Raw genomic sequence first — 19,110 nt, 5'->3', positions numbered from 1 at the left:
TGAACGCAACGCCTACTGGCCGCGATTTTCCCGGGTCTTCTTCGTTTCCTCGCGCGCCGCGGCTGCCGCCCGCGCCTTCTCGGCCAGCGGCGGGAACGGGCCGTACTTGTGCTGATCGGCCGGGGCGCCGTCGACGTAGGGCGGGAAGGCCGCGTCGATCGGCTTGTTCCAGCGCGCCGGGAAGTCCTGCTCGAGGTTCTTCTTTTCCGGCCGCGGCTTGGAAAGGATGAAGCCGGCGACGTCGAAGGCTTCGTCGTCGCTCAGCACCGGCGCGGCGTGGTTCACGCCCTGCGGCATGTTGTGCTTGATGAAGCGCATCGCCATCAGGATGCGATTCATGCCGGCGCCGGTATTGAAGGAATCCGGCCCCCAGACCGGCGGGAACTGATACCCCTGCGCATCGCCCGGAACGCCGTTGCGCCGCCCCTCGCCGTTCTCGCCGTGGCACGCCATGCACTGGGCCTTGTAGACCGACTCGCCGGCCGCCAGGTCGGCGCGTCGATTGGGCGGCTTGCTGCCTCTGGTCGCCGCGCCTTCGATGCGAGCCCCCACCGGCACGTCGCGCGACAGGAAATGGATATAGGTCACGAAGGCCTTCATTTCGCGGGAATCGAGCGGCAACGGTCGGCCGGCCATGCTGCGCTGCATGCAGCCGTTGACGCGTTCCTCGACCGTGCTCAGCTCATCCTCCCGGGCGCGATACTGCGGGAAGACGGCGCTCACGCCGACCCACGGCATGGCGTAAGGCTTGGTCGCATTCTCCTGGTGGCAGGAGGTGCACGCCAGGTTGTTGCCGGCGAAGCGCATCTTCGTGTCCTGCACCTCGGGACCGATGTGGGCGAAGGTCCGCACGGACAACTGCTGGCCGTAGCGGACGAGGTCGCCGTATTCGTCGTTCGGCAGGTTTTCCACCGCAGGCGCCGCCCGCCCGATCAGGCTGAGCTTGCTTTCCGCCGCGGCAGGGCCGCTCAGGGCTACGAGCATTGCGACGGCAAGGATTCCGGCATTCGTTTTCATGATTCGCTCCCGTTCTTTATCGACGGTTCCAGTCTAGGGTTCGCCCGCGGCCGGCGACATTCCATCGTTGGGCGACCCGGATAGCCGAAACAGGCTATTGCCGGCAGCGTGTGCTTGCGGCGCAGCGAACGGATCGCGCCGCTGTCCTTCAGCCTCGATTGCAAGGGGGAGCGTAGGTGGTCCGGACGATGAATCAGCCCGGGGCAGCGTGCCTGCGGGAGCCCCCCGTCACCGGCACGGCGATCGCCGGCGCCGACAGGCCGTCGCGCGAAGCGGGCCATCCGCCCGGCCGCAGCGGCCGATCGGCGACCATCGGGCGAGCCCGGATGCGCGTCCCGCCGTCGCCAGCTGCTACCATTCGCCTGCGCCGATTCCGGCAACGCCGCGATCGGCGAGCGCAGTTCCCACGATAGTCCCCATCCAACGCAGACACTCATGAGCAGAAAACCGAAGCAACTGATCGCGGCCGCCATCGCCGCCTCGCTGATCGGCGGCGCCGCCGTGGCCGGGCAGGGCGAGCACGGGCATCACCATCATCATTTCCCCGCCGACGTCGACGCCTTCCATGGCGTGCTCGCCCCGGTGTGGCACGCCGACCGGGGCGCCGAGCGCAACCGCGATGCGTGCGCCAGGGCCGGCCGCATGGCGGGGCTGGCGCAGGCGATCCGCTCGACCGACGCCGCGCGCCTGCAGGCCAGCCTCGCCACGCTGGCGAAGACCTGCACGGACGGCAAGGGCGACGTCGAGCGCGCGTTGTTCGACGTGCACGAGGAATTCCATCGCCTGATCGAACCGCGGACGGGCGCCTAGGCCGGTCGCCGGAGCAGGGCGGGGGCGCCCCCCCGCCCGCCTCACTCGCTGTAGAACCCGACGCCGATCAGGCTGCCGTTGGCGCGCCGTACGAAGCTGCGCTTCTTCTCGACGGCGTTGGTCACCGGGTTGCGCCAGACGTAGTCGACGCGGCCCTCGCCGTTGGCCTTCACCTGCGCGAGCATCTCCTGCACCAGCGCGCGGCCTTCGACGTCGCGCAGTTCGCTGGCGTCGCTGCCGGTCCACTTCGGGTTCATGCCGTGCGCCTCGAACTTGCCGCTGTCGAGGTTGATCGCGAAGACGTAGAGGTCGTCGCGGACGAAGCTGTCGCGCTGGTCGTTGAAGCGCGCCAGCGCGGCGGTGATGCCCTGCTTCTTCACCAGCGCGCTGGCCTCGTCGAGCATCTTCTTCGCGTCGTCGGCGGTCGAGCGCGGCGCGTAGTAGCCGACGCCGAGGATGTAGTCGCCCTGGCGGTGCAGCCAGGCGAACTTCGGTTCGACGTGGTTGGTCCTGCGGTTCAGCCAGACGTAGCGGATGCGCGCTTCCGTCTGCTTGTCGGTGACCGCGATCATGTGCCGGAACAGCGGGTTGCCGGCGGCGTCGACGCTGTCGAGCACCTTCAGCCCGACCAGGCTTTCCGGCGCCGCGCCGTTGGCGACGTAGGTGCCCTGGCGGTCGATCACGTAGACGTAGAGGTCCTTCTTCACGAACGCCCCCTTGCGGTCGTTGAAGGCGCTCCACGCCTTCTCGGCGCCGTTGGCCTCGAGGTATTTCACGGCCTGGTCGAAGAGCACGCGCGCTTCGCGCGGGGTGGCGCGCTCCGCGGCCGGCGCAGCGGTTGCCGCCTGGGCGAGGAGCAGGGGGGCGAGGAGCAGCGGGGCGAGGAGCAGCGGGGCGAGCGCTCGACGGAGCGAGTGGCGGATCATGGTGTCGATCTCCAAAGGGGGAAGGGTTGCCGCCGGTGCGGCGCGCGGGAGCCCGGCTCCAGCGACGCGCCCCCGGCGCGGTCGGCCGCTACTTGGCCAGCGAGAGGATCCACTTGACCAGTTTGCGGGCATCCGGCTCCTTGATCGCCACCGCGTTGGGCGGCATCGCCAGGCCGCTGACCTTGTCCTTCCAGTGGCTGTTGTACGGGCTGGTCCCTTCCATGACGAGATGCGTCAGCATCCCGGCGGCTTTCGGTTGCCCTCGGTATTTCCGCGCCACGTCCTCCCAGGCCGGGCCGATCGGCTTCAGGCCGTCCGGGCCGGGCTTGGGCGAGATGCTGTGGCAGGTGATGCAGCCGCTCTTGGCGGCCAGCTTGCCCATCTCCTCGTCGAGCTTGGCGTCGGCCACGGCGGCCGTTGCGGGGATGGAGAGCGCGGAGGCGATGACAATGGGACGAATGAGGCTCATAAACTTCTCCTTCAGTTGAGGCTGAACCGGGCGCTTCTCCCGGATCGCTGGGCCAGCGGAACGACCGACGTTCGCCCTGGCGTCGTGTTACAAAATTCAACGGCCTGGCCGGTCCCATAAGAAACGGCCCGGAGACCATGATCCCCGGGCCGCTCCCTGCAAGCCCGCTGACGCGGGCTCCATGGGGATTACGACTTGTGCAGCTTGAACACCCACACCGAGCCGCCCTGTTCCAGGTAGTTCACCCGCTTGGCGACGTCGCCGCCCCACAGCGGCACGGCGCCGCCCCAGCCGGTGGTGACGGCGATCATCTGCTCGCCGTCCTGTTCCCAGGTCACCGGCGGCGCGACGATGCCGGTGCCGGTCTGGAAGGACCACAGCTCCTTGCCGGTCTTCGCGTCGACCGCCTTCAGGTAGCCTTCCGGCGTGCCGTAGAAGGTCAGCCCGCCGGCGGTGGTCAGCGCGCCGCCCCACAGCGGAGCGTAGTTCTTGTTCTCCCAGACCACCTTGCCGCTGACCGGGTCGACCGCGCGCATGACGCCGATGTAGTCCTCGTGCAGCGGCTTGATCGTGAAGCCGGCGCCGAGGTAGGCGGCGCCCTTCTTGTAGGCCACCGGCTCGTTCCAGATGTCCATCCCCCACTCGTTGGCCGGCACGTAGAAGAGGCCGGTCTGCGGGTTGTAGGCGATCTGCTGCTGGTTCTTGCCGCCGAGGAAGGACGGCGCCGAGAACACCGTCTTGCCCTTCTTGCCGTCGCCGGCCGTCGGGTCGCCCGGACGGTTCTCGTCGTCATAGACCGGACGGCCGGTCTTGAGGTCGATGCTCTTCGCCCAGGTGATCTTGTTCACGAACGGGAAGGCGTTCAGGAGCTTGCCGTTGGTGCGGTCGTTCACGAAGAAGAAGCCGTTGCGGTCGGCCTTGCCGCCGGCCTTGACCACCTTGCCGGTCTTCGGGTCCTTGAAGTCGAAGGAGACGAACTCGTTCACGCCGTCGAAGTCCCAGCCGTCGTGCGGGGTGTTCTGGTAGTGCCAGACGATCTTGCCGGTGTCGGCGTCGATGGCCACGGTCGAGGACGAGAACAGGTTGTCGCCGGGGCGCAGGTGGCTGTTCCACGGCGCCGGGTTGCCGGTGCCGGCGAAGATCAGGTTGGTCTCCGGGTCGTAGGTGGCGCCGTTCCAGGTCGCCGCGCCGCCGGTCTTCCACAGGTCACCCGACCAGGTGGCGTTGGCGGTGCCGGAGATGCCGTTCTCCTTCTTGTTGCCGTCCTTGTCGACGACGTAGCCCATGTGGCCCTCGACCGTCGGCCGCGTCCACACCAGCTTGCCGGTCAGCGGGTCGCGCGCGTCGATGCGGCCGACGATGCCGAACTCGCCGCCGGAGACGCCGGTGATCAGCTTGCCCTTGGCGATGATCGGCGCCGCGGTGATCGAGTAGCCGGCGGCGTAGTCGTCGACCTTTTCCTTCCACACCACCTTGCCGGTGTCCTTGTTCAGCGCGACCAGCTGCGCGTCGAGCGTGCCGAAGATGACCAGGTTGCCGTACAGCGCGGCGCCGCGGTTGATCACGTCGCAGCAGGGCATGATGCCGTCGGGCAGGCGGTGCTCGTACTTCCACAGCTTCTTGCCGGTCTTCGCGTCGATCGCGAACAGCCGCGAGTAGGAGGCGGTGACGAACATCTTGCCGTCGTGGATCACCGGCTGCGACTCCTGGCCGCGCTGCTTCTCGCCGCCGAAGGACATCGACCAGGCCGGGACCAGGTTCTTCACCGTGCCGGTGTTGACCGCGGCCAGCTGGCTGAAGCGCTGGCCCTGCGTGCCGAGACCGAAGCTGACGACGTCGCCCGGGGTCTTGGCGTCGTTCAGGATGTCGGCGTCGGTAACGTCCTTCGCCGCCGCCGGGCCGCCGACGAAGGCCGCGGCGACGAGCAGGGCGAGGGCGACTTGCGTCCGCCGGGGAGTGTTGTGTCGATGCATGGATTGTCTCCTTGGTTGTCCATTTCACACACGGGCCGCGACCCTCCATTCCCTGAGCGGGCCGCACCGCAGGAGCAGCGGTCTGCAAGGCGTGTGCCAATCGCGTTGCCGGCCGCTGCGCCTTGCGTCGACCGGGCCTGCGGCCGGGTGGCCGGCGCTGCGCGCTGCCCCGGCGCCGTGTTTCAAATGTCACCACCTGCTCCAAACTTGCACAGCAGCTTTCCCGCGCCGATGGCGCACGTCGTGCCGCATTCCGCGCCGTTGCGGGCGTCGGCACGGCCCCGCCGGCGCATGGCATGCCGCTTGCGACGTCTCCCGCCAAACAGGCCATCAGGCCGGAGGAGACGAGGATGCGAATCTGGATGGCGGCGGGCCTCGCCGTGTATCTGGCGCTGAGCGCGCTCGGCGCGCAGTCGGACGGGCTGTCCTGGCACGGCGCGCTGGGCTGGCTGCAGCCCGGGCTGCTGGCGCCGGTCGCCGAGGAACCGGCCGCCGGCCTGCCGCCGGCGCCGCTGCAGCGCGAGCTGATGCGCCATGCGGCCGGCTGAAGCGGTCGTCGGCTACGGCGTCGAGCCGCGCTTTCTCGCGCTGCTCGCCGTCTCCGCCGCGCTGCACGCGGCCGTGCTCGGCTGGGTGCGGATGCCGGAGAAGCCGCGGCTGGAGGCGCCGGCGATGCTGGCGGTGCTGAGCGCCAGCCTGCGCGTCGCGACGACGGCGCGCGCAACGGAAACGGCCGCGGTGCGCGAAGCGGCACCGACTGCGGTCCGCAGGGAGGCTCGGCAGCCGGTACGGCGGGAAACGCTGGCACAGCCCGCCGCGCAGGCGGCTGCCGGGCCGACCGTCGCCGCCGCGCCGGCCGCCAGCCGCGACGGCGAAACGCCCGCGCTGCCGGCCCCGACCCCGGCGCCCGTCGCGGTCGCCGCGGTCGCCGCGGTGCCGGCACAGCCGGCCGCCGCCGACGCGGCACGCCTGCTCGAAAACTACGGGCAGCGCCTCTCCGAACTCTTCGCCCGCCAGCAGCAGTACCCGCGGCTGGCTGCGCTGCGCGGCTGGGAGGGCGAGGTCCGCGTGCGCCTGTCGGTGGCGCGCCAGGGCGGCCTCAGCGCGGTGCGGCTGGAGCGCTCGAGCGGCTACGAGGTGCTCGACCGGCACGCGCTGGCGATGATCGAGGAGATCGGCAAGCTGCCGCCGCCGCCCGCCGAATTTTCCGGCGACGTCCAGGTCGTCGTCCCCATCCAGTACAAGCTGAGGAAACCTGCATGACCCCGTGGCGCCTGCAGCCGCTTGCGCAGCCGATCGTGCTGTCGCTGGCCTTCGCCGGTGCCGCCGGTGCCGCCGACACCGCCCCCGGCGTCGTCGAGACGGCGACCGTGCAGGTCGTCGGCACGACGCCGCTGGCCGGCGTCGGCGTGCCGGCGGCACAGGTGCCGGCCGCCGTGCAGTCGGTCTCCGGCGCGCGCATCGCCGACAGCGGCGCGCTGCACCTCGGCGAGTTCATGGCGCGCCAGCTGCCCGGCGTGAACATCAACGAGACGCAGGGCAACCCGCTGCAGCCGGACCTCAACTACCGCGGCTTCGCCGCCTCGCCGCTGCTCGGCACGCCGCAGGGGCTCTCCGTCTTCGTCGACGGCGTGCGCGTGAACGAGCCCTTCGGCGATACCGTGAACTGGGACCTGCTGCCGCGTTCGGCGATCGCCGGCGTCGACCTCGTTCCCGGCTCGAACCCGGCCTTCGGGCTGAACACGCTGGGCGGCGCCTTGGCGGTGCGCACCAAGAGCGGCGACACGCATCCGGGCACGCGCGTCGAGGCCGCCGGCGGCTCCTTCGGCCGCCGCAAGGCGGCCTTCGAGCACGGCGGCAGCGACGCGCAGGGGCTGGCCTGGTACCTCGCCGCCGAATCGTTCCGCGAGGACGGCTGGCGCGACTTCTCGCCGTCGCGCGCGAGCCAGCTGTTCGGCAAGCTCTCCAGGAAAAGCGATCTGGTCGACCTCGACCTGTCGCTGACGCACGCCTCGACGCGACTGACCGGCAACGGGCTGCTGCCGCAGTCGATGTACCGGGCCGAGCGCGACAGCATCTTCACCCACCCCGACCGCACGCAGAACGAACTCACCCAGCTCGCGCTCACCGGCCGCTGGTGGCTGGGCGATGCCGACAGCCTGACGACCACCGTCTACCACCGCCGCACGCGCACGCGCACCTTGAACGGCGACGCCAACGACGAGTTCGAGGACGGCCCCTTCGACGGCGTCTCCGACGAGGAATCCGGCGCCCTCAACCGCACCCGCATGAAGCAGTCGGGCAGCGGTCTCGCCGCGCAGTGGAACCTCGCCCGCGGCAAGCACCAGCTCGCGCTCGGCGCCTCGTTCGACGTCGCCAGCGCGCGCTTCATGCAGAGCAGCCAGCTCGGCCGGCTGAACGCCAGCCGCGGCGTCAGCGTCGAGGACGAGGAAGAGGAGGATAACGAGGTCGTCGGCCGCACGCGCACCGCCAGCCTCTACCTCACCGACACCGTCGCGCTGACGCCGGACCTCGCACTGACCGCCGCCGCGCGCTACAACGTCAGCCGCGTGAAGATGCGCGACCAGCTCGACTTCGTCGCGCCGAACCTCGACGGCGACCACCGCTTCCAGAAGCTCAACCCGGCGCTGGGCCTCACCTGGCAGGCGGCGCCGGCGCTCAACCTGTACGCCGGCGCCAGCCAGGGCACGCGCGTGCCGACGCCGATCGAGCTCGGCTGTGCCGACCCGGCCAACCCGTGCACGCTGCCCAACGCGATGGCCGCCGATCCGCCGCTGAAGCAGGTCGTCGCGCGCACGCTGGAAGCCGGCGCCCGCGGCCGGCTGGCTGGCATCGACTGGAACGCCGGTGTCTTCCGCACGGTGAACCGCGACGACATCCTCTTCGTCGGCACCTCGACCAGCGCCGGCTACTTCACCAACTTCGGCCGCACGCAGCGGCAGGGCATCGAGCTCGGCCTTTCCCGCGCGCAGGGCGCGTTCGACTGGCGAGTGAACTATTCGTACCTGCACGCCACCTTCCGCTCGTCGGCCTGCCTGCTCGCCGAGAACAACAGTTCGCGCGGCCTCGACCCGGCGTGCACCGCCGGCGGCCAGGACGACGAGATCCGGGTGAAGAAGGGCAACCGCATCCCCGGCCTGCCGGCGCACAGCCTGAAGCTCGCGCTGTCCTGGCGCGCGGCCCCCGGCCTGCGCCTCGGCGCCGACGTGCAGGCCTTCTCCGGCCAGTACGCGCGCGGCAACGAGAACAACCGCCACCGCGCCGGCACTTCCACCGACGCCTTCGGCAACGTGCGCAGCTTCGCCCGCGGCGGCCGCCTGCCCGGCTACGCGCTGCTCAACCTCAACGGCGAGCTCGACCTCGGCAAGGGCTGGCAGCTCTTCGGCCGCGTCGACAACGTCTTCGACAAGCGCTACGCGAGCGCCGCCGCGCTCGCCGAGAACCCGTTCGACGCCGCCGGCGCCTTCCAGTCCGACTCCGGCGACTGGCGCCGCGAAACCTTCGTCGCCCCCGGCGCGCCGCGCGCGTTCTGGCTGGGCTTGCGTTACGCCTTCGGTAAATGAACATGAACGCGCGCCGTCGCCCCAGCCTGCACACGCGCCTCAGCCTCGTGCTCACCGCGCTCGCCGCGACGCTGCTGCTCGCGCTCGGCGGGCTGTGGCTGCACGGCGTGCGCGGCGCGATCCACGAGGAGGTCGAGGCGGCGACGCGCGTTTCCGAGCAGTGGCTGGCGGCGCTGGTGCGCGAGGACCGGGGGGAAGTCTCGCCCGGCGCCGCCAACCCCCTGCTCGGGGACCTGCGCGCGCTCGGCCGCATCCGCGCCAACGTGCTCGACGTCTTCGCCGCCTCCGGCGAGCTGCTCTACCAGTCGCCGCCGCCCGCCTACAAGGCCGGCCGCGACGCGCCGGGCTGGTTCGCGGCGCTGGTCGGGCCGCGCTTCGCGGCGCGCCGGATCGAGGCCGGCGGCCTCGTACTGGTGCTGCATCCCGATTCGTCGCGTGCCGTGCTCGACGCCTGGGACGACCTGGTCGCGATGGCCGGCTGGGCGGCGGCGCTGCTCGGCCTGCTCTTCGTCGCCGTGCGCGGCGCGCTGGCCCGTGCGCTGCGCCCGCTCGGCGAGGTCGTCGCCGCGCTCGACCGCACCGCGCGCAGCGGCGCCGATTTCCGCATCGACGCCCGGCTGCCGACCGGCGACGCGCCGGAGCTCGACCGCATCGCGCGCGCCTTCAACGGCATGGCCGACCGGCTGGCGCAGGCGGTCGACCAGAACGTGCGCCTGGAAGCCGACCGCGAGATCGCGCACCGCCTGCAGGCCGGGCTCGAAGACGAGCGCCGGGCGATCGCGCGCGAGCTGCACGACGAGCTGTCGCAGGGGATCACCGCGGTGCGCGCGCTGGCCGGCGCGATCGCGCAGCGCAGCGAGGCACAGCCGGCGCTGTTCGGGCCGGCGCAGAGCATCGTCGCCGTCACCGGCGAGATGCAGGACGGCGTGCGCGCGATCCTGCAGCGCCTGCGCCCGCCGGCCGCCGGCGTCGGCCCGGCAGGTTTGGCCGCGGCGCTGCAGCGGCACTGCGCGGCGTGGCGCGAACAGCACCCGCAGATCGCGCTCGAACTGCACGGCGCGCCCGGCGACGCGCCGCTCGCCGACGCCACCGCGCAGGCCGCGCTGCGCATCGTGCAGGAGGCGCTGACCAACGTCGTCCGCCACGCCGGTGCGACGCGCGTCGACATCGAACTGGCTGCCGCCGACGGCTGGCTTGAATTGTGCATCGCTGACGATGGCCGCGGTCTCGCCGGCGGCCCGTCGCGCCAGCCCGGCTGCGGCCTCGGCCTGGCCGGCATGGCCGAGCGCGCGGCGGCGCTCGGCGGCAGCGTGCAGCTCGGCAGCGGCCGCGAAGGCGGCGTCCGCCTGCTTGCCCGGCTGCCCGCAGCCGATTGCGCTGTATCGAATTGAAGCACCGACCGGAGGATAGCCCATGACCACGAACACCCACCTGCGCGGCTGCCGCATCCTGCTCGCCGACGACCACGCCGTCGTCCGCCTCGGCTTCCGCCTGCTGCTCGAAGGCGCCGGCGGCGAGGTGGTCGGCGAGGCCGACAGCGGCGAGGCGGCGCTGCGCCGCTTCGACGAGCTCACGCCCGACGTGCTGGTGATGGACGTCTCGATGCCCGGCATGGGCGGGCTGGCGACGCTGGAGCGGCTGCGCGCGGCGCACCCGGCGGCGCGCGTGCTGATGCTGTCGGCGCACCACGACGCGGTGATCCCGGTGCGCGCGCTGCGCCTCGGCGCCTGCGGCTACCTGTGCAAGCGCGCGGCGCCGGAGGAGTTCGTGCGCGCCGTGCGCCAGGTCGCCACCGGCCAGCGCTACCTCGACCCCGAGCTGGCGCCGGCGGTCGCGCTGGCGCAGCTGTCCGGCGCCGCCGACCCGGTGGCGGCGCTGACCGAGAAGGAGTTCGCGGTCTTCCTGAAACTCGCCGAGGGGCATTCGGTGAACGAGGTCGCCGAGAAGTTCTTCTTGAGCCCGAGCACGGTCGGCACCCACCTGTACCACATCAAGCAGAAGCTGAACCTGCAGAACGCCGCTGAAATGGCGCTGCTGGCGGTGCGCAGCGGGCTGGTGGAAGCGTGATGGACGGCACGCGCCGGGCCGGCGAAAAGTCGGTGCAGCCGCTGGGCGGCAAGCGGGGGGCGGCGGTGGTCGCCGACGACGGCCTCTTTCCGGCGGCGGCGCCGTTCGCCGAGCACCGGCTCGACGTCGGCGACGGCCATCTGCTGCACGTCGAGGAATGCGGCAATCCGGACGGGCTGCCGCTGCTGTTCCTGCACGGCGGCCCGGGCAGCGGCTGCTCGCCGCGCCAGCGCCGGCTGTTCGATCCGCGCCGCTTCCGCGCGGTGCTCGTCGACCAGCGCGGCTGCGGGCGCAGCGCGCCGCTCGGCGGGCTGGCCGGCAACGACACGCCGGCGCTGGTCGCCGACTGCGAGCGCGTGCGCGCGGCGCTCGGCGTCGAACGCTGGCTGGTCTGCGGCGGCTCCTGGGGCAGCCTGCTCGCGCTCGCCTACGCGCAGGCGCACCCGGACGCGGTCGCCGGCCTCGTGCTGCGCGGCATCTTCCTCGGCTCGCGCGAGGAGGTGCACGGCTACGCGCGCGGCGCGGCGCGGGCCGCCCGGCTGCTGCCGGCGAGCAACGCCGACTTCGTCGCCGATCCGCTGGCGCCGTGGGTCAGCCGTATCCTCAGCAGCGATCCGTCGCGCGCGCTGCCGGCCGTCGCCGCCTGGCTCGACTACGAGCGCCGGCTGATGGGCGACGCGCCGCAGGCGGCGCCGCCCGACGCGGTGCAGCTGGCGAAGGCGCGCATCCAGATGCACTACCTGATGCACGACTGCTTCCTGGCGCCGGGCCAGCTGCTCGACGGCGTGCGCACGATCCGCCAGCTGCCGGCGGCGATCGTGCAGGGGCTGGCCGACCTCGTCTGCCCGCCGCTGGCCGCCGCGCGGCTGCGCGCCGCGTGGCCGGAAGCCGAATGGAGCGGCATCGCCCATGCCGGCCACGGCGGCCTGACGCCGCCGCTGGCGCAGGCGACGATCGCCGCGCTGGCGCGGGTCGCGGATCGCATCGAAGCGCGCGCCGGCGGCCGCGAGTGCGAGATCGCCTAGCGAAAATCGCGAGCCCCAATCCCCGATTTGCCGGGCGCCGCCGCGCCTCCCCCCGCGCACACTGGTCCCGACAGACACTTCCGACGAAAGGACGACGCCATGCCCAAGGAACACACCGGTCTCAGCCTCGACGGCCAGGGCAAGCCCCTGTGGCTGTCGCTGGAAATGACCTACCGCTGCCCGCTGAAGTGCTCGTGGTGCAACAACCCGCTCGACTTCGAGGACTACGCGGCGCGCGAATTGAACACCGAGGAATGGAAGGGCGTGCTGCGCGACGGCCGCGAACTCGGCGCGCTGCAGCTCGGCTTCACCGGCGGCGAGCCGCTGATGCGCGACGACCTCGAGGAACTGGTCGCCTACGCCGACGGCATTGGCTACTACACCAACCTGATCACCTCCGGCATCGGGCTGACCGAGGAGCGCCTGCTGGCGCTGAAGGCGGCCGGCCTGAAGCAGATCCAACTGTCGCTGCAGGCGACGAAGAGCGAGGTCACCGACGCGCTGGTCGGCGCCCGCGCGCACGCGCTGAAGCTCGACGCGGCGCGGCTGATCAAGCAGCACGGCTTCCCGATGGTGCTCAACATGCCGGTCTTCAAGCAGAACATCGGCATGATCGGCGAGATGGTCGAATGGGCCGCCGGGCTCGGCATCGAGTACATCGAGTTCGCCAACATCCAGTACTACAACTGGGCGCTCTTGAACCGCGACGAGCTGATGCCGACGCTGGAGCAGCTGCGCGAGGCCGAGCGCGTCGTCAACGAATGGCGGGCGAAGCTCGGCAAGGCGATGACCATCTACTTCGTCATCCCCGACTACTACGAGGGCCGGCCGAAGGCGTGCATGAACGGCTGGGGCGCGATCCACCTGACCGTCGCCCCGGACGGCGTGGCCATGCCCTGCCAGGAGGCGCGCGCGATCCCCGGGCTGGAGTTCCAGTCGGTGCGCGAGAAGCCGCTGTCCTGGCTGTGGCACGAGTCGGATCTGTTCCGCAAATACCGCGGCCTCGACTGGCTGCCGGAGCCGTGCAGCTCGTGCTCGGAGAAGGAGAAGGACTTCGGCGGCTGCCGCTGCCAGGCCTTCCTGCTCACCGGCGACGCCGGCAACACCGACCCGGCGTGCAGCCGCTCGCCGCACCACCATCTGGTGCAGGAGGCGGTGGCGGTCGCGGTCAAGCCGATCCGCTTCAGGAAGCCGCTGGTCAAGCGCTCGGCGCAGGCGGTCGAGACCGCGTTCATGGAGGGGTGAGCGCCGTGAAACACCCTTACGACACCGCCACCGGCACCATCGCCCTCGGCGTCCTGCTCACCGTGCTGCTCGCCGCGTTGCTGCGCGTCTTCGCCTGAGGCCGCGCGATGGAAACTGGTTTCGCCTTCCTCGATGTCTTCGCCCGCTGGGCGCACTTCATCGCCGGCATCATCTGGGTCGGCCACAACTATTCCAGCGTCGTTCAGCGTCCGAGCTGGCAGCCGCTGACCGCCGCCGACCTGGTCAGCGATACCAGCCCGCGCTTCCAGACGATGCTCGGCCGCGAGCACGGCTTCTTCCGCTGGTCGTCGGTGGTGGCCTGGGGCGCCGGCATGTTCATGCTCTGGCAGCGCGGCTGGCTGGAAGGCGCGCTGACGCTGCAGGGCAGCCTGGCGCCGCTCGGGCTCGGCGTCTGGATCGGCACGCTGATGATGGCCAACCTGTGGCTGGTCCTCTGGCCGCACCAGCAGAAAGTGCTCGGCTTCAAGCCGGCGAGCGTCGAGGAGCGACTGCGCTGCTCGCGCATCACGCACCTGTCGTCGCGCACCAACACCATGCTGTCGATTCCGCTGCTGTTCTTCATGGCCGCCGGCGCGCACGGCGGCTTCCTGTTCGGCTAGCGGCGATGGCGCTCGCGGCCGTTCCCGCGCCGGTGCTGCGGCCGTCGCCGGCCGCCGCCGAGCCGGCGTACAGCTTCGCCGCCGGCCCCGCCCGCCTACCCGACGCGGTGCTCGCGCGCGCCGGCGAGGCGCTGTTCGCGCGCGGCGGCGACGGCGCCGCGGCGATCGAGCGGCCGTTCACCGGCGACGCCTTCCGCGCGACGCTGGCGCATGCGCGCGAGCGGCTGGCCGCGCTGCTCGCGCTGCCGGCGAACTACCGCATCCTGTTCATGGCCGGCGGCGCGATGCAGCACTTCTCGCTGCTGCCGATGAACCTGCTCGGCGCCTCGCGCCGCGCCGCCTACGCCGATTCCGGCTACTGGTCGCGGCGCGCCATCGACGAGGGCTGGAAGCAGGCGGCGGTGAGCGTCGTCGCGACGCCGCCCGCCGGCGCGCCGGCGGCGCCCGACGTGTCGCCCGGCAGCGGCTGGGACATCCCGGCCGACGCCGCCTACTGCCACCTCACGCCGAACGAGACCGCCGACGGCGTCGCCTGGGCCGCGCTGCCGGACACCGGCGCCGTGCCGCTGGTCGCCGACGTCACCTCGTGCTTCCTCGCCGCGCCGCTCGACGTGTCGCGCTTCGGACTGCTCTACGCCGGCGCGCAGAAGAACATCGGCCCCGCCGGCCTGTCCGTCGTCGTCGTCCGCGACGACCTGCTCGAACGCGCGCGCCCCGAGCTGCCGGCGCCGTTCTCGTACGCCGTGCAGGCGGCGCAGGACAGCTGCGTGACGACGCCACCGACGGCGGCGATCCAGCTCGCGGCGCTGGTCTTCGACTGGATCGCCGAGCGCGGCGGGCTCCCGGCGATGGCCGCCGCCAACGCGGCGAAGGCGGCGCGGCTGTATGGCTTTATCGACGCCAGCGGCGGCTTCTACACGGCACCGGTGCGGCGCGACTGCCGCTCGCCGGTGAATGTCCGCTTCCATCTCGCCGATTCGGTGCAGGACGCGGTCTTCGCCGCCGAGGCCGAGCGCCGCGGGCTGTTCCACCTGCGCGGCCACCCGCGCGTCGGCGGCCTGCGCGCCAGCCTCTACAACGCGATGCCGATGACCGGCGTCGACGCGCTGGTCGACTTCATGGCCGACTTCATGCGCCGCCGCGGATGAGCGCGGAGCGGCCGGCAGCGGGTCTCGCGCCGGGGCGGCGCAGCGCCGGCGACTTCGGCATCGGGCTCGCCGGCGGTATCGACAAGGACGGCAGTCGCGCCACCGAACTGCTCGCCGCCGGCTTCGACAGCGTCGAGTTCGGCACCGTCGCCGGCGGCATCGCCGGCCATCCCGACGGCAGCGCGGCGGCGCTCGCCGCCCGTCTCGCCGACTGGCGCGCGTCCGCCTCCGGCGCCGCGCCGCGCATCGGTGTCGGCCTCGGCCGCCCGCCCGGCGCCCCGCCGGCGGCGCTCGCCGACGGCTGGCTGGCCGGGCTGGCGTTGGTCACCGGCGTCGCCGATTACGTCAGCCTGAACCTCAGCGCCGCCGCCAACCGCCCGCTGCTGGCGGCGGCACAGTGGCCGCTGCTGGCGCGCGCCTTCGCCGCGGTCGTGGCCTGGCGCGCGGCGATGGCCGCCGCCGGCGGGTGCAGCATCGAACTCGCGGTCAAGCTGCCGCTCGGCGCCGCCGGCGAGCCGCTGCCGGGCGTCGCGCGGCTCGCCGTTGCCGCCGGCGTCGACCGGCTGACGGTCGTCCGCGCCGACGGCGCCACCGACTTCGCGCGCGTCGCCGCGCTGGCGCGGGAGATCGACGGGCAGGCGGCGCTGGTCGCGGTCGGCGGCATCCGCAGCGCGGCCGACGTCGCCGCCGCGCGCCGCGCCGGAGCCGCCGGCGTGCAGGTGCATCGCCTGTTCGTCGACGAAGGCGCGGCCGGTGTCGCGCGGCTGCGTGCGGGCGGCTGAGCCGACGGGGAGATCAGTGCGTGGTCAGGTAGCAGCGCGGCAGCTGTTGCCAGCCGGCCTGGCCGGGGCGCGCGCGGCGCTGCTGGGCGAGGACGATGGTCGTCCGCTCGCCGTGCTCGTCGTCCGCGCCGACCGGGAAGAAGAAGCCGTGGCGGTACGGCGCCAGTTCGGCGCCCGGCCAGTCGATGCGCCGCGCCCGGGCGTCGAAGGCGAAGCGCCGCGGCTCGCCGCCGTCGATGCGCACCGTGCCCGCGACGATCTCGAACCAGGCGACGACCGTCTGTTCCGGCGGCTGGTAGCAGCGGTACTTGCCGTCCGGCGGCGCGACCGGGTCGGCCGCGGCGGCGGCCGGCAGTAGCGAGGCGGCGAGGAGCAGGCGGGCAAGGAGGGTTTTCATCGTTCGCGGCGTTCGGTGGGTTCGACGACCGGGTTATACCGCATTCGGGCGCCGGATTCCGCGCGCTGGATCAATTGCCGCGCAGCGACTGCAGCAGGGCCCGGCCTGCCGGCCAGTCGCCGAGGCCGCTGGCGGCGTTGATGTGGCCGCAGGCGCCGACGTTCACCAGGCGGCTGCCCCAGGCCCGCGCCATGGCCGCGGCGTGTTGCGGCGAGCCGTAGGGATCGTCGTCGCTGGCGACGACGATGCTGGGGAAGGGCAGCGGCCACCGCGGCACCGCGGCGAAGCCGGTCGCCGCCGCCGGGAATGCGTCGCCGGCCGGGTCGGGCACGGCGACCAGCAGCGCCGCGGCGAGCGGCGAGGCCTGCGGCGTCGCCGCCCAGTGCGCGACCGCCAGGCAGGCGAGGCTGTGCGCGACGACGACGGCCCGCGGCCCGGCGCGCCCGACCGCCTGCTCGAACGCGGCGACCCACTCGGCGCAGACCGGCTGCTCCCAGTCGCGCTGCGCGACGCGCACGAAGCCGGGGCCGCTGTTCTCCCAGCGCGTCTGCCAGTGCTCCGGGCCGGAGTTGCCGATGCCGGGGAAGATGAGGATCGGTGAGCTCATGTGCGCCTCCGGAGGTGTCGAGGGAAACGGATTGCCGCCTATGCCCGCTGCGGCGGCAGCGCCCGCCATACGATGCCGATCACCAGCGCCGCCAGCAGCATGCCGCCGGCGACGTCGAACAGGTAGTGCCAGCCGAGCACCAGCACCGCGACGATGGACGATAGCCAGAAGAATGCGGAGAAGACGCTCATCGGCAGCGAGCGCCGCGCGAAGAACAGCATCAGGCTCTCGTGCGCCATGTGCAGGCTGGGCATGCAGGCGATGAAGGCGAAGGTCTCGATCCGCTCGAGCTTGCCCGCCGCCGCCGCGTTGGTGGCGTCGGCCAGCAGCTGCTGGATCGACAGCGTGAACGGCGCGCTGTCGTGCAGGTAGGCGAATTTTTCCGGGTCGTAGAAGGCCGGGCCGTAGGCCGGAAACAGGTAGTACGAGACCCCGCCGAGCAGGTAGCACAGCGACAGGCTGGCAACGTAGCGCCACTGCTCGCGGCGGTCGCCCTGCGCGAAGAGGAACAGCGCGGTCAGCGCGATGTGGTGGAAGAACAGGAAGTAGGCCCAGTCGCTGAAGCCGACCACCGCCGGCCGCGTGCTCGCCCAGCGGGCGACCGCGAGGTAGAGCGGCTCGCCGAAGAGCGCCCGTTCGCCGGCGATCAGCCAGTCGTCGAGGACGACGCCGAAGGTGAACAGCTGCGACTTGAAGATGGTGAACACGTAGCTGACGACGACCAGCACGAACACCGTCGCCGCCATGCCGAACAGCGCCTCGGCGAAGTCGGTGCGCAGCAGCGTCCGGTAGAGCAGCGCGGCGACCAGCGGCAGCGCCAGGTAATCCCACGGCGAATAGCGCGCCGAGAGCAGCGCCAGCATCAGCGCGACCGCCAGCGCCAGCGCCAGCGACAGGCCCTGCCGGAGGCGGCCGGCAACGGCTGCCCCCGGCGCCGCGCGCCGTGCCGCGGCGGCGAGCAGGACGAACAGCGCCGCCAGCGCAAAGTAGCGGTCGACGACGGCCAGCCCCAGCAGCTCCAGTGTCCGCGACCAGCTGTAGGCCGCCGGCAGCGCGCTGGCGTAGTGGATGCCGGCCGCCGCGAGCGGCAGGGCGATCGCGGGCAGGAGCAGCAGCTTGGAGGGAGTCGGGATGCTGCGCCACATTTCGCGGGTTCCGGCTTGAAGGATGCAGCGCTATTTCAGCTTGCGAGGGGATGCGCACAATCGTACCCCCAGTCATATTTCCGGCGCCAGCGGCGTGGTGACAGCGCAACCTCCGTCCTTCCCGTGACTGCAACGCCCGCTTGCCGCCTGCGTTCGCCGGGACTAGATTCCCAGTATCCCCCTCGCGCCGTGCGCCCCCGATGTTCAGCGACCTGATCTTCCGCCAGCTCTTCGACGCCGCGTCGTCGACCTACACCTACCTGCTCGGCGACCCGGCGAGCCGGCAGGCGGTGATCGTCGACACGGTGTTCGAGCAGCACCTGCGCGACCGCGCGCTGGTCGACGAGCTGGGGCTGACGCTGGTCGCCGCGCTCGACACGCACTGCCATGCCGACCACGTCACCGGCGCCTGGCTGATGCAGCAGGCCACCGGTTGCCGCATCGGTATCTCGCGGCGCTACGGCGAGGCGGTGCAGGGCGCCGACCTGCGCCTCGACGACGGCGACCGCGTCGTCTTCGGCGCGCGCCACCTGGCGGTGCGGGCGACGCCGGGGCATACCGACGGCTGTCTGAGCTACGTCGCCGACGACCGCCGCTTCGCGCTCACCGGCGACTGCCTGCTGATCCGCAGCGCCGGCCGCTGCGACTTCCAGCACGGCGACGCGCACACGCTGTTCCGCTCGATCAGCGAACGGCTGTTCACGCTGCCCGACGACTGCCTGATCTTCCCCGGCCACGACTACGCCGGCCGCACCGTCTCCTCGATCGGCGAGGAGCGCGCGCACAACCCGCGCATCGGCGGCGGCGCCGACGAGCGCGACTTCGTCGGCTTCATGGAGAACCTGAACCTGCCGCACCCCCGGCAGATCGCCGTCGCCGTTCCCGCCAACCTGCGCTCGGGGCGGCCGGAGGACGGCAAGGTGCCGTGCCCGGCGGACTGGGGGCCGGTGCGGCAGAGCTACGCCGGGCTGCTGGAGATCGAGCCGGAGTGGGTCGCCGAGCACCGCGCCGAAGTGCACGTGCTCGACGTGCGCGACCCCGGCGAGCTGGACGAGCGCCTCGGCCGCATCGCCGGCGCGCAGTGCATCCCGCTCTCCGAACTGCAGGCGCGCCTGGCGGAGGTTCCGGCCGACCGGCCGCTGGTGCCGGTGTGCCACGCCGGCATGCGTTCCGGGCAGGCGACGGTGATCCTGCGCCAGGCCGGCTTCGCCCGCGTCGCCAACCTGCACGGCGGCATGCTGCTGTGGCGGCAGCTCGGGCTGCCGGTGGTGCACGGCTGACGCCCGCCGGGCGCC

At 72.2% G+C, this 19,110-nt stretch carries 19 protein-coding genes; 12 read left to right on the top strand and 7 right to left on the bottom strand.

Annotated features, from left to right (window positions below):
- Window positions 1-12: 12 nt before the first annotated feature.
- Window positions 13-984 (bottom strand): c-type cytochrome, encoded by a 972-nt coding sequence (locus IWH25_RS15190; RefSeq protein ID WP_238998922.1) that lies wholly within the window; start codon window positions 982-984, stop codon window positions 13-15.
- 468 nt (window positions 985-1,452) lie between these two features.
- On the opposite strand from IWH25_RS15190, the gene IWH25_RS15185 reads away from it, so the two are divergent.
- Window positions 1,453-1,827, top strand: coding sequence for a hypothetical protein (locus IWH25_RS15185; protein ID WP_203386603.1), 375 nt, complete (start codon window positions 1,453-1,455; stop codon window positions 1,825-1,827).
- A gap of 41 nt (window positions 1,828-1,868) precedes the next feature.
- On the opposite strand, the gene IWH25_RS15180 is transcribed toward IWH25_RS15185, so the two are convergent.
- The 3 genes from IWH25_RS15180 to IWH25_RS15170 all read right to left on the bottom strand — a co-directional run bounded on the left by IWH25_RS15180 (window position 1,869) and on the right by IWH25_RS15170 (window position 5,195).
- The gene (locus IWH25_RS15180; RefSeq protein WP_203386602.1) at window positions 1,869-2,753 is read right to left on the bottom strand and encodes a cache domain-containing protein; all 885 of its coding nucleotides are present in this window, start codon (window positions 2,751-2,753) and stop codon (window positions 1,869-1,871) included.
- A gap of 88 nt (window positions 2,754-2,841) precedes the next feature.
- On the bottom strand, window positions 2,842-3,222 hold the full coding sequence (locus tag IWH25_RS15175) for a c-type cytochrome (protein ID WP_203386601.1): 381 nt from the start codon (window positions 3,220-3,222) through the stop codon (window positions 2,842-2,844).
- Between the two features lie 188 nt (window positions 3,223-3,410).
- Window positions 3,411-5,195, bottom strand: coding sequence for a PQQ-dependent methanol/ethanol family dehydrogenase (locus IWH25_RS15170; protein ID WP_203386600.1), 1,785 nt, complete (start codon window positions 5,193-5,195; stop codon window positions 3,411-3,413).
- A gap of 350 nt (window positions 5,196-5,545) precedes the next feature.
- On the opposite strand from IWH25_RS15170, the gene IWH25_RS15165 reads away from it, so the two are divergent.
- The 10 genes from IWH25_RS15165 (at window position 5,546) to IWH25_RS15120 (ending at window position 15,666) form a co-directional block, all read left to right on the top strand.
- Window positions 5,546-5,743, top strand: a complete 198-nt coding sequence (locus IWH25_RS15165) for a hypothetical protein (protein WP_203386599.1) — start codon at window positions 5,546-5,548, stop codon at window positions 5,741-5,743.
- Window positions 5,730-6,458: an energy transducer TonB family protein gene (locus IWH25_RS15160; RefSeq protein WP_203386598.1), complete on the top strand. Its 729-nt coding sequence runs from the start codon at window positions 5,730-5,732 to the stop codon at window positions 6,456-6,458. The genes IWH25_RS15165 and IWH25_RS15160 overlap by 14 nt, the downstream gene beginning before the upstream one ends.
- Complete coding sequence (locus IWH25_RS15155; protein WP_203386597.1) at window positions 6,455-8,779, top strand: TonB-dependent receptor; 2,325 nt, start codon at window positions 6,455-6,457, stop codon at window positions 8,777-8,779. Before IWH25_RS15160 ends, IWH25_RS15155 begins: the two co-directional genes overlap by 4 nt.
- A gap of 2 nt (window positions 8,780-8,781) precedes the next feature.
- Window positions 8,782-10,170, top strand: coding sequence for a sensor histidine kinase (locus tag IWH25_RS15150; RefSeq protein ID WP_203386596.1), 1,389 nt, complete (start codon window positions 8,782-8,784; stop codon window positions 10,168-10,170).
- A 22-nt stretch (window positions 10,171-10,192) separates the two neighbouring features.
- Window positions 10,193-10,846, top strand: coding sequence for a response regulator (locus IWH25_RS15145; RefSeq protein WP_203386595.1), 654 nt, complete (start codon window positions 10,193-10,195; stop codon window positions 10,844-10,846).
- Complete coding sequence (locus IWH25_RS15140; protein WP_203386594.1) at window positions 10,846-11,871, top strand: alpha/beta fold hydrolase; 1,026 nt, start codon at window positions 10,846-10,848, stop codon at window positions 11,869-11,871. The genes IWH25_RS15145 and IWH25_RS15140 overlap by 1 nt, the downstream gene beginning before the upstream one ends.
- Window positions 11,872-11,970: 99 nt before the next feature.
- Window positions 11,971-13,116: a pyrroloquinoline quinone biosynthesis protein PqqE gene (gene pqqE, locus IWH25_RS15135; RefSeq protein ID WP_203386593.1), complete on the top strand. Its 1,146-nt coding sequence runs from the start codon at window positions 11,971-11,973 to the stop codon at window positions 13,114-13,116.
- A 107-nt stretch (window positions 13,117-13,223) separates the two neighbouring features.
- A complete protein-coding gene (locus IWH25_RS15130; protein ID WP_203386592.1) occupies window positions 13,224-13,736 on the top strand; it encodes a urate hydroxylase PuuD in 513 nt (170 codons plus the stop codon).
- 5 nt (window positions 13,737-13,741) lie between these two features.
- Window positions 13,742-14,884: a 3-phosphoserine/phosphohydroxythreonine transaminase gene (gene serC / locus IWH25_RS15125; protein WP_203386591.1), complete on the top strand. Its 1,143-nt coding sequence runs from the start codon at window positions 13,742-13,744 to the stop codon at window positions 14,882-14,884.
- Complete coding sequence (locus IWH25_RS15120) at window positions 14,881-15,666, top strand: dihydroorotate dehydrogenase (RefSeq protein WP_203386590.1); 786 nt, start codon at window positions 14,881-14,883, stop codon at window positions 15,664-15,666. The genes serC and IWH25_RS15120 overlap by 4 nt, the downstream gene beginning before the upstream one ends.
- A gap of 13 nt (window positions 15,667-15,679) precedes the next feature.
- On the opposite strand, the gene IWH25_RS15115 is transcribed toward IWH25_RS15120, so the two are convergent.
- The 3 genes from IWH25_RS15115 to IWH25_RS15105 all read right to left on the bottom strand — a co-directional run bounded on the left by IWH25_RS15115 (window position 15,680) and on the right by IWH25_RS15105 (window position 17,815).
- A complete protein-coding gene (locus IWH25_RS15115) occupies window positions 15,680-16,063 on the bottom strand; it encodes a hypothetical protein (protein WP_203386589.1) in 384 nt (127 codons plus the stop codon).
- Window positions 16,064-16,133: 70 nt separating this feature from the next.
- On the bottom strand, window positions 16,134-16,670 hold the full coding sequence (locus IWH25_RS15110) for an RBBP9/YdeN family alpha/beta hydrolase (RefSeq protein ID WP_203386588.1): 537 nt from the start codon (window positions 16,668-16,670) through the stop codon (window positions 16,134-16,136).
- A 38-nt stretch (window positions 16,671-16,708) separates the two neighbouring features.
- On the bottom strand, window positions 16,709-17,815 hold the full coding sequence (locus IWH25_RS15105; protein ID WP_203386587.1) for a phosphatase PAP2 family protein: 1,107 nt from the start codon (window positions 17,813-17,815) through the stop codon (window positions 16,709-16,711).
- A 200-nt stretch (window positions 17,816-18,015) separates the two neighbouring features.
- On the opposite strand from IWH25_RS15105, the gene IWH25_RS15100 reads away from it, so the two are divergent.
- The gene (locus IWH25_RS15100) at window positions 18,016-19,095 is read left to right on the top strand and encodes an MBL fold metallo-hydrolase (protein WP_238998921.1); all 1,080 of its coding nucleotides are present in this window, start codon (window positions 18,016-18,018) and stop codon (window positions 19,093-19,095) included.
- Window positions 19,096-19,110: the final 15 nt, after the last annotated feature.

Source organism: Azospira restricta (assembly GCF_016858125.1).
In the GTDB taxonomy this organism is placed as follows: Bacteria; Pseudomonadota; Gammaproteobacteria; order Burkholderiales; family Rhodocyclaceae; genus Proximibacter; species Proximibacter restrictus.
The sequence above is the reverse complement of the archived record's forward strand: the minus strand, read 5'-3'. Positions and strand labels throughout refer to the sequence as shown.

Excerpts from the sequence above, each read along its gene's own strand:
- IWH25_RS15190 (WP_238998922.1), bottom strand. The coding sequence starts at position 984 with ATGCTCGTAGCCCTGAGCGGCCCTGCCGCGGCGGAAAGCAAGCTCAGC.
- IWH25_RS15185 (WP_203386603.1), top strand. The coding sequence starts at position 1,453 with ATGAGCAGAAAACCGAAGCAACTGATCGCGGCCGCCATCGCCGCCTCG.
- IWH25_RS15180 (WP_203386602.1), bottom strand. The coding sequence starts at position 2,753 with ATGATCCGCCACTCGCTCCGTCGAGCGCTCGCCCCGCTGCTCCTCGCC.
- IWH25_RS15175 (WP_203386601.1), bottom strand. The coding sequence starts at position 3,222 with ATGAGCCTCATTCGTCCCATTGTCATCGCCTCCGCGCTCTCCATCCCC.
- IWH25_RS15170 (WP_203386600.1), bottom strand. The coding sequence starts at position 5,195 with ATGCATCGACACAACACTCCCCGGCGGACGCAAGTCGCCCTCGCCCTG.
- IWH25_RS15165 (WP_203386599.1), top strand. The coding sequence starts at position 5,546 with ATGCGAATCTGGATGGCGGCGGGCCTCGCCGTGTATCTGGCGCTGAGC.
- IWH25_RS15160 (WP_203386598.1), top strand. The coding sequence starts at position 5,730 with ATGCGGCCGGCTGAAGCGGTCGTCGGCTACGGCGTCGAGCCGCGCTTT.
- IWH25_RS15155 (WP_203386597.1), top strand. The coding sequence starts at position 6,455 with ATGACCCCGTGGCGCCTGCAGCCGCTTGCGCAGCCGATCGTGCTGTCG.
- IWH25_RS15150 (WP_203386596.1), top strand. The coding sequence starts at position 8,782 with ATGAACGCGCGCCGTCGCCCCAGCCTGCACACGCGCCTCAGCCTCGTG.
- IWH25_RS15145 (WP_203386595.1), top strand. The coding sequence starts at position 10,193 with ATGACCACGAACACCCACCTGCGCGGCTGCCGCATCCTGCTCGCCGAC.
- IWH25_RS15140 (WP_203386594.1), top strand. The coding sequence starts at position 10,846 with ATGGACGGCACGCGCCGGGCCGGCGAAAAGTCGGTGCAGCCGCTGGGC.
- pqqE (WP_203386593.1), top strand. The coding sequence starts at position 11,971 with ATGCCCAAGGAACACACCGGTCTCAGCCTCGACGGCCAGGGCAAGCCC.
- IWH25_RS15130 (WP_203386592.1), top strand. The coding sequence starts at position 13,224 with ATGGAAACTGGTTTCGCCTTCCTCGATGTCTTCGCCCGCTGGGCGCAC.
- serC (WP_203386591.1), top strand. The coding sequence starts at position 13,742 with ATGGCGCTCGCGGCCGTTCCCGCGCCGGTGCTGCGGCCGTCGCCGGCC.
- IWH25_RS15120 (WP_203386590.1), top strand. The coding sequence starts at position 14,881 with ATGAGCGCGGAGCGGCCGGCAGCGGGTCTCGCGCCGGGGCGGCGCAGC.
- IWH25_RS15115 (WP_203386589.1), bottom strand. The coding sequence starts at position 16,063 with ATGAAAACCCTCCTTGCCCGCCTGCTCCTCGCCGCCTCGCTACTGCCG.
- IWH25_RS15110 (WP_203386588.1), bottom strand. The coding sequence starts at position 16,670 with ATGAGCTCACCGATCCTCATCTTCCCCGGCATCGGCAACTCCGGCCCG.
- IWH25_RS15105 (WP_203386587.1), bottom strand. The coding sequence starts at position 17,815 with ATGTGGCGCAGCATCCCGACTCCCTCCAAGCTGCTGCTCCTGCCCGCG.
- IWH25_RS15100 (WP_238998921.1), top strand. The coding sequence starts at position 18,016 with ATGTTCAGCGACCTGATCTTCCGCCAGCTCTTCGACGCCGCGTCGTCG.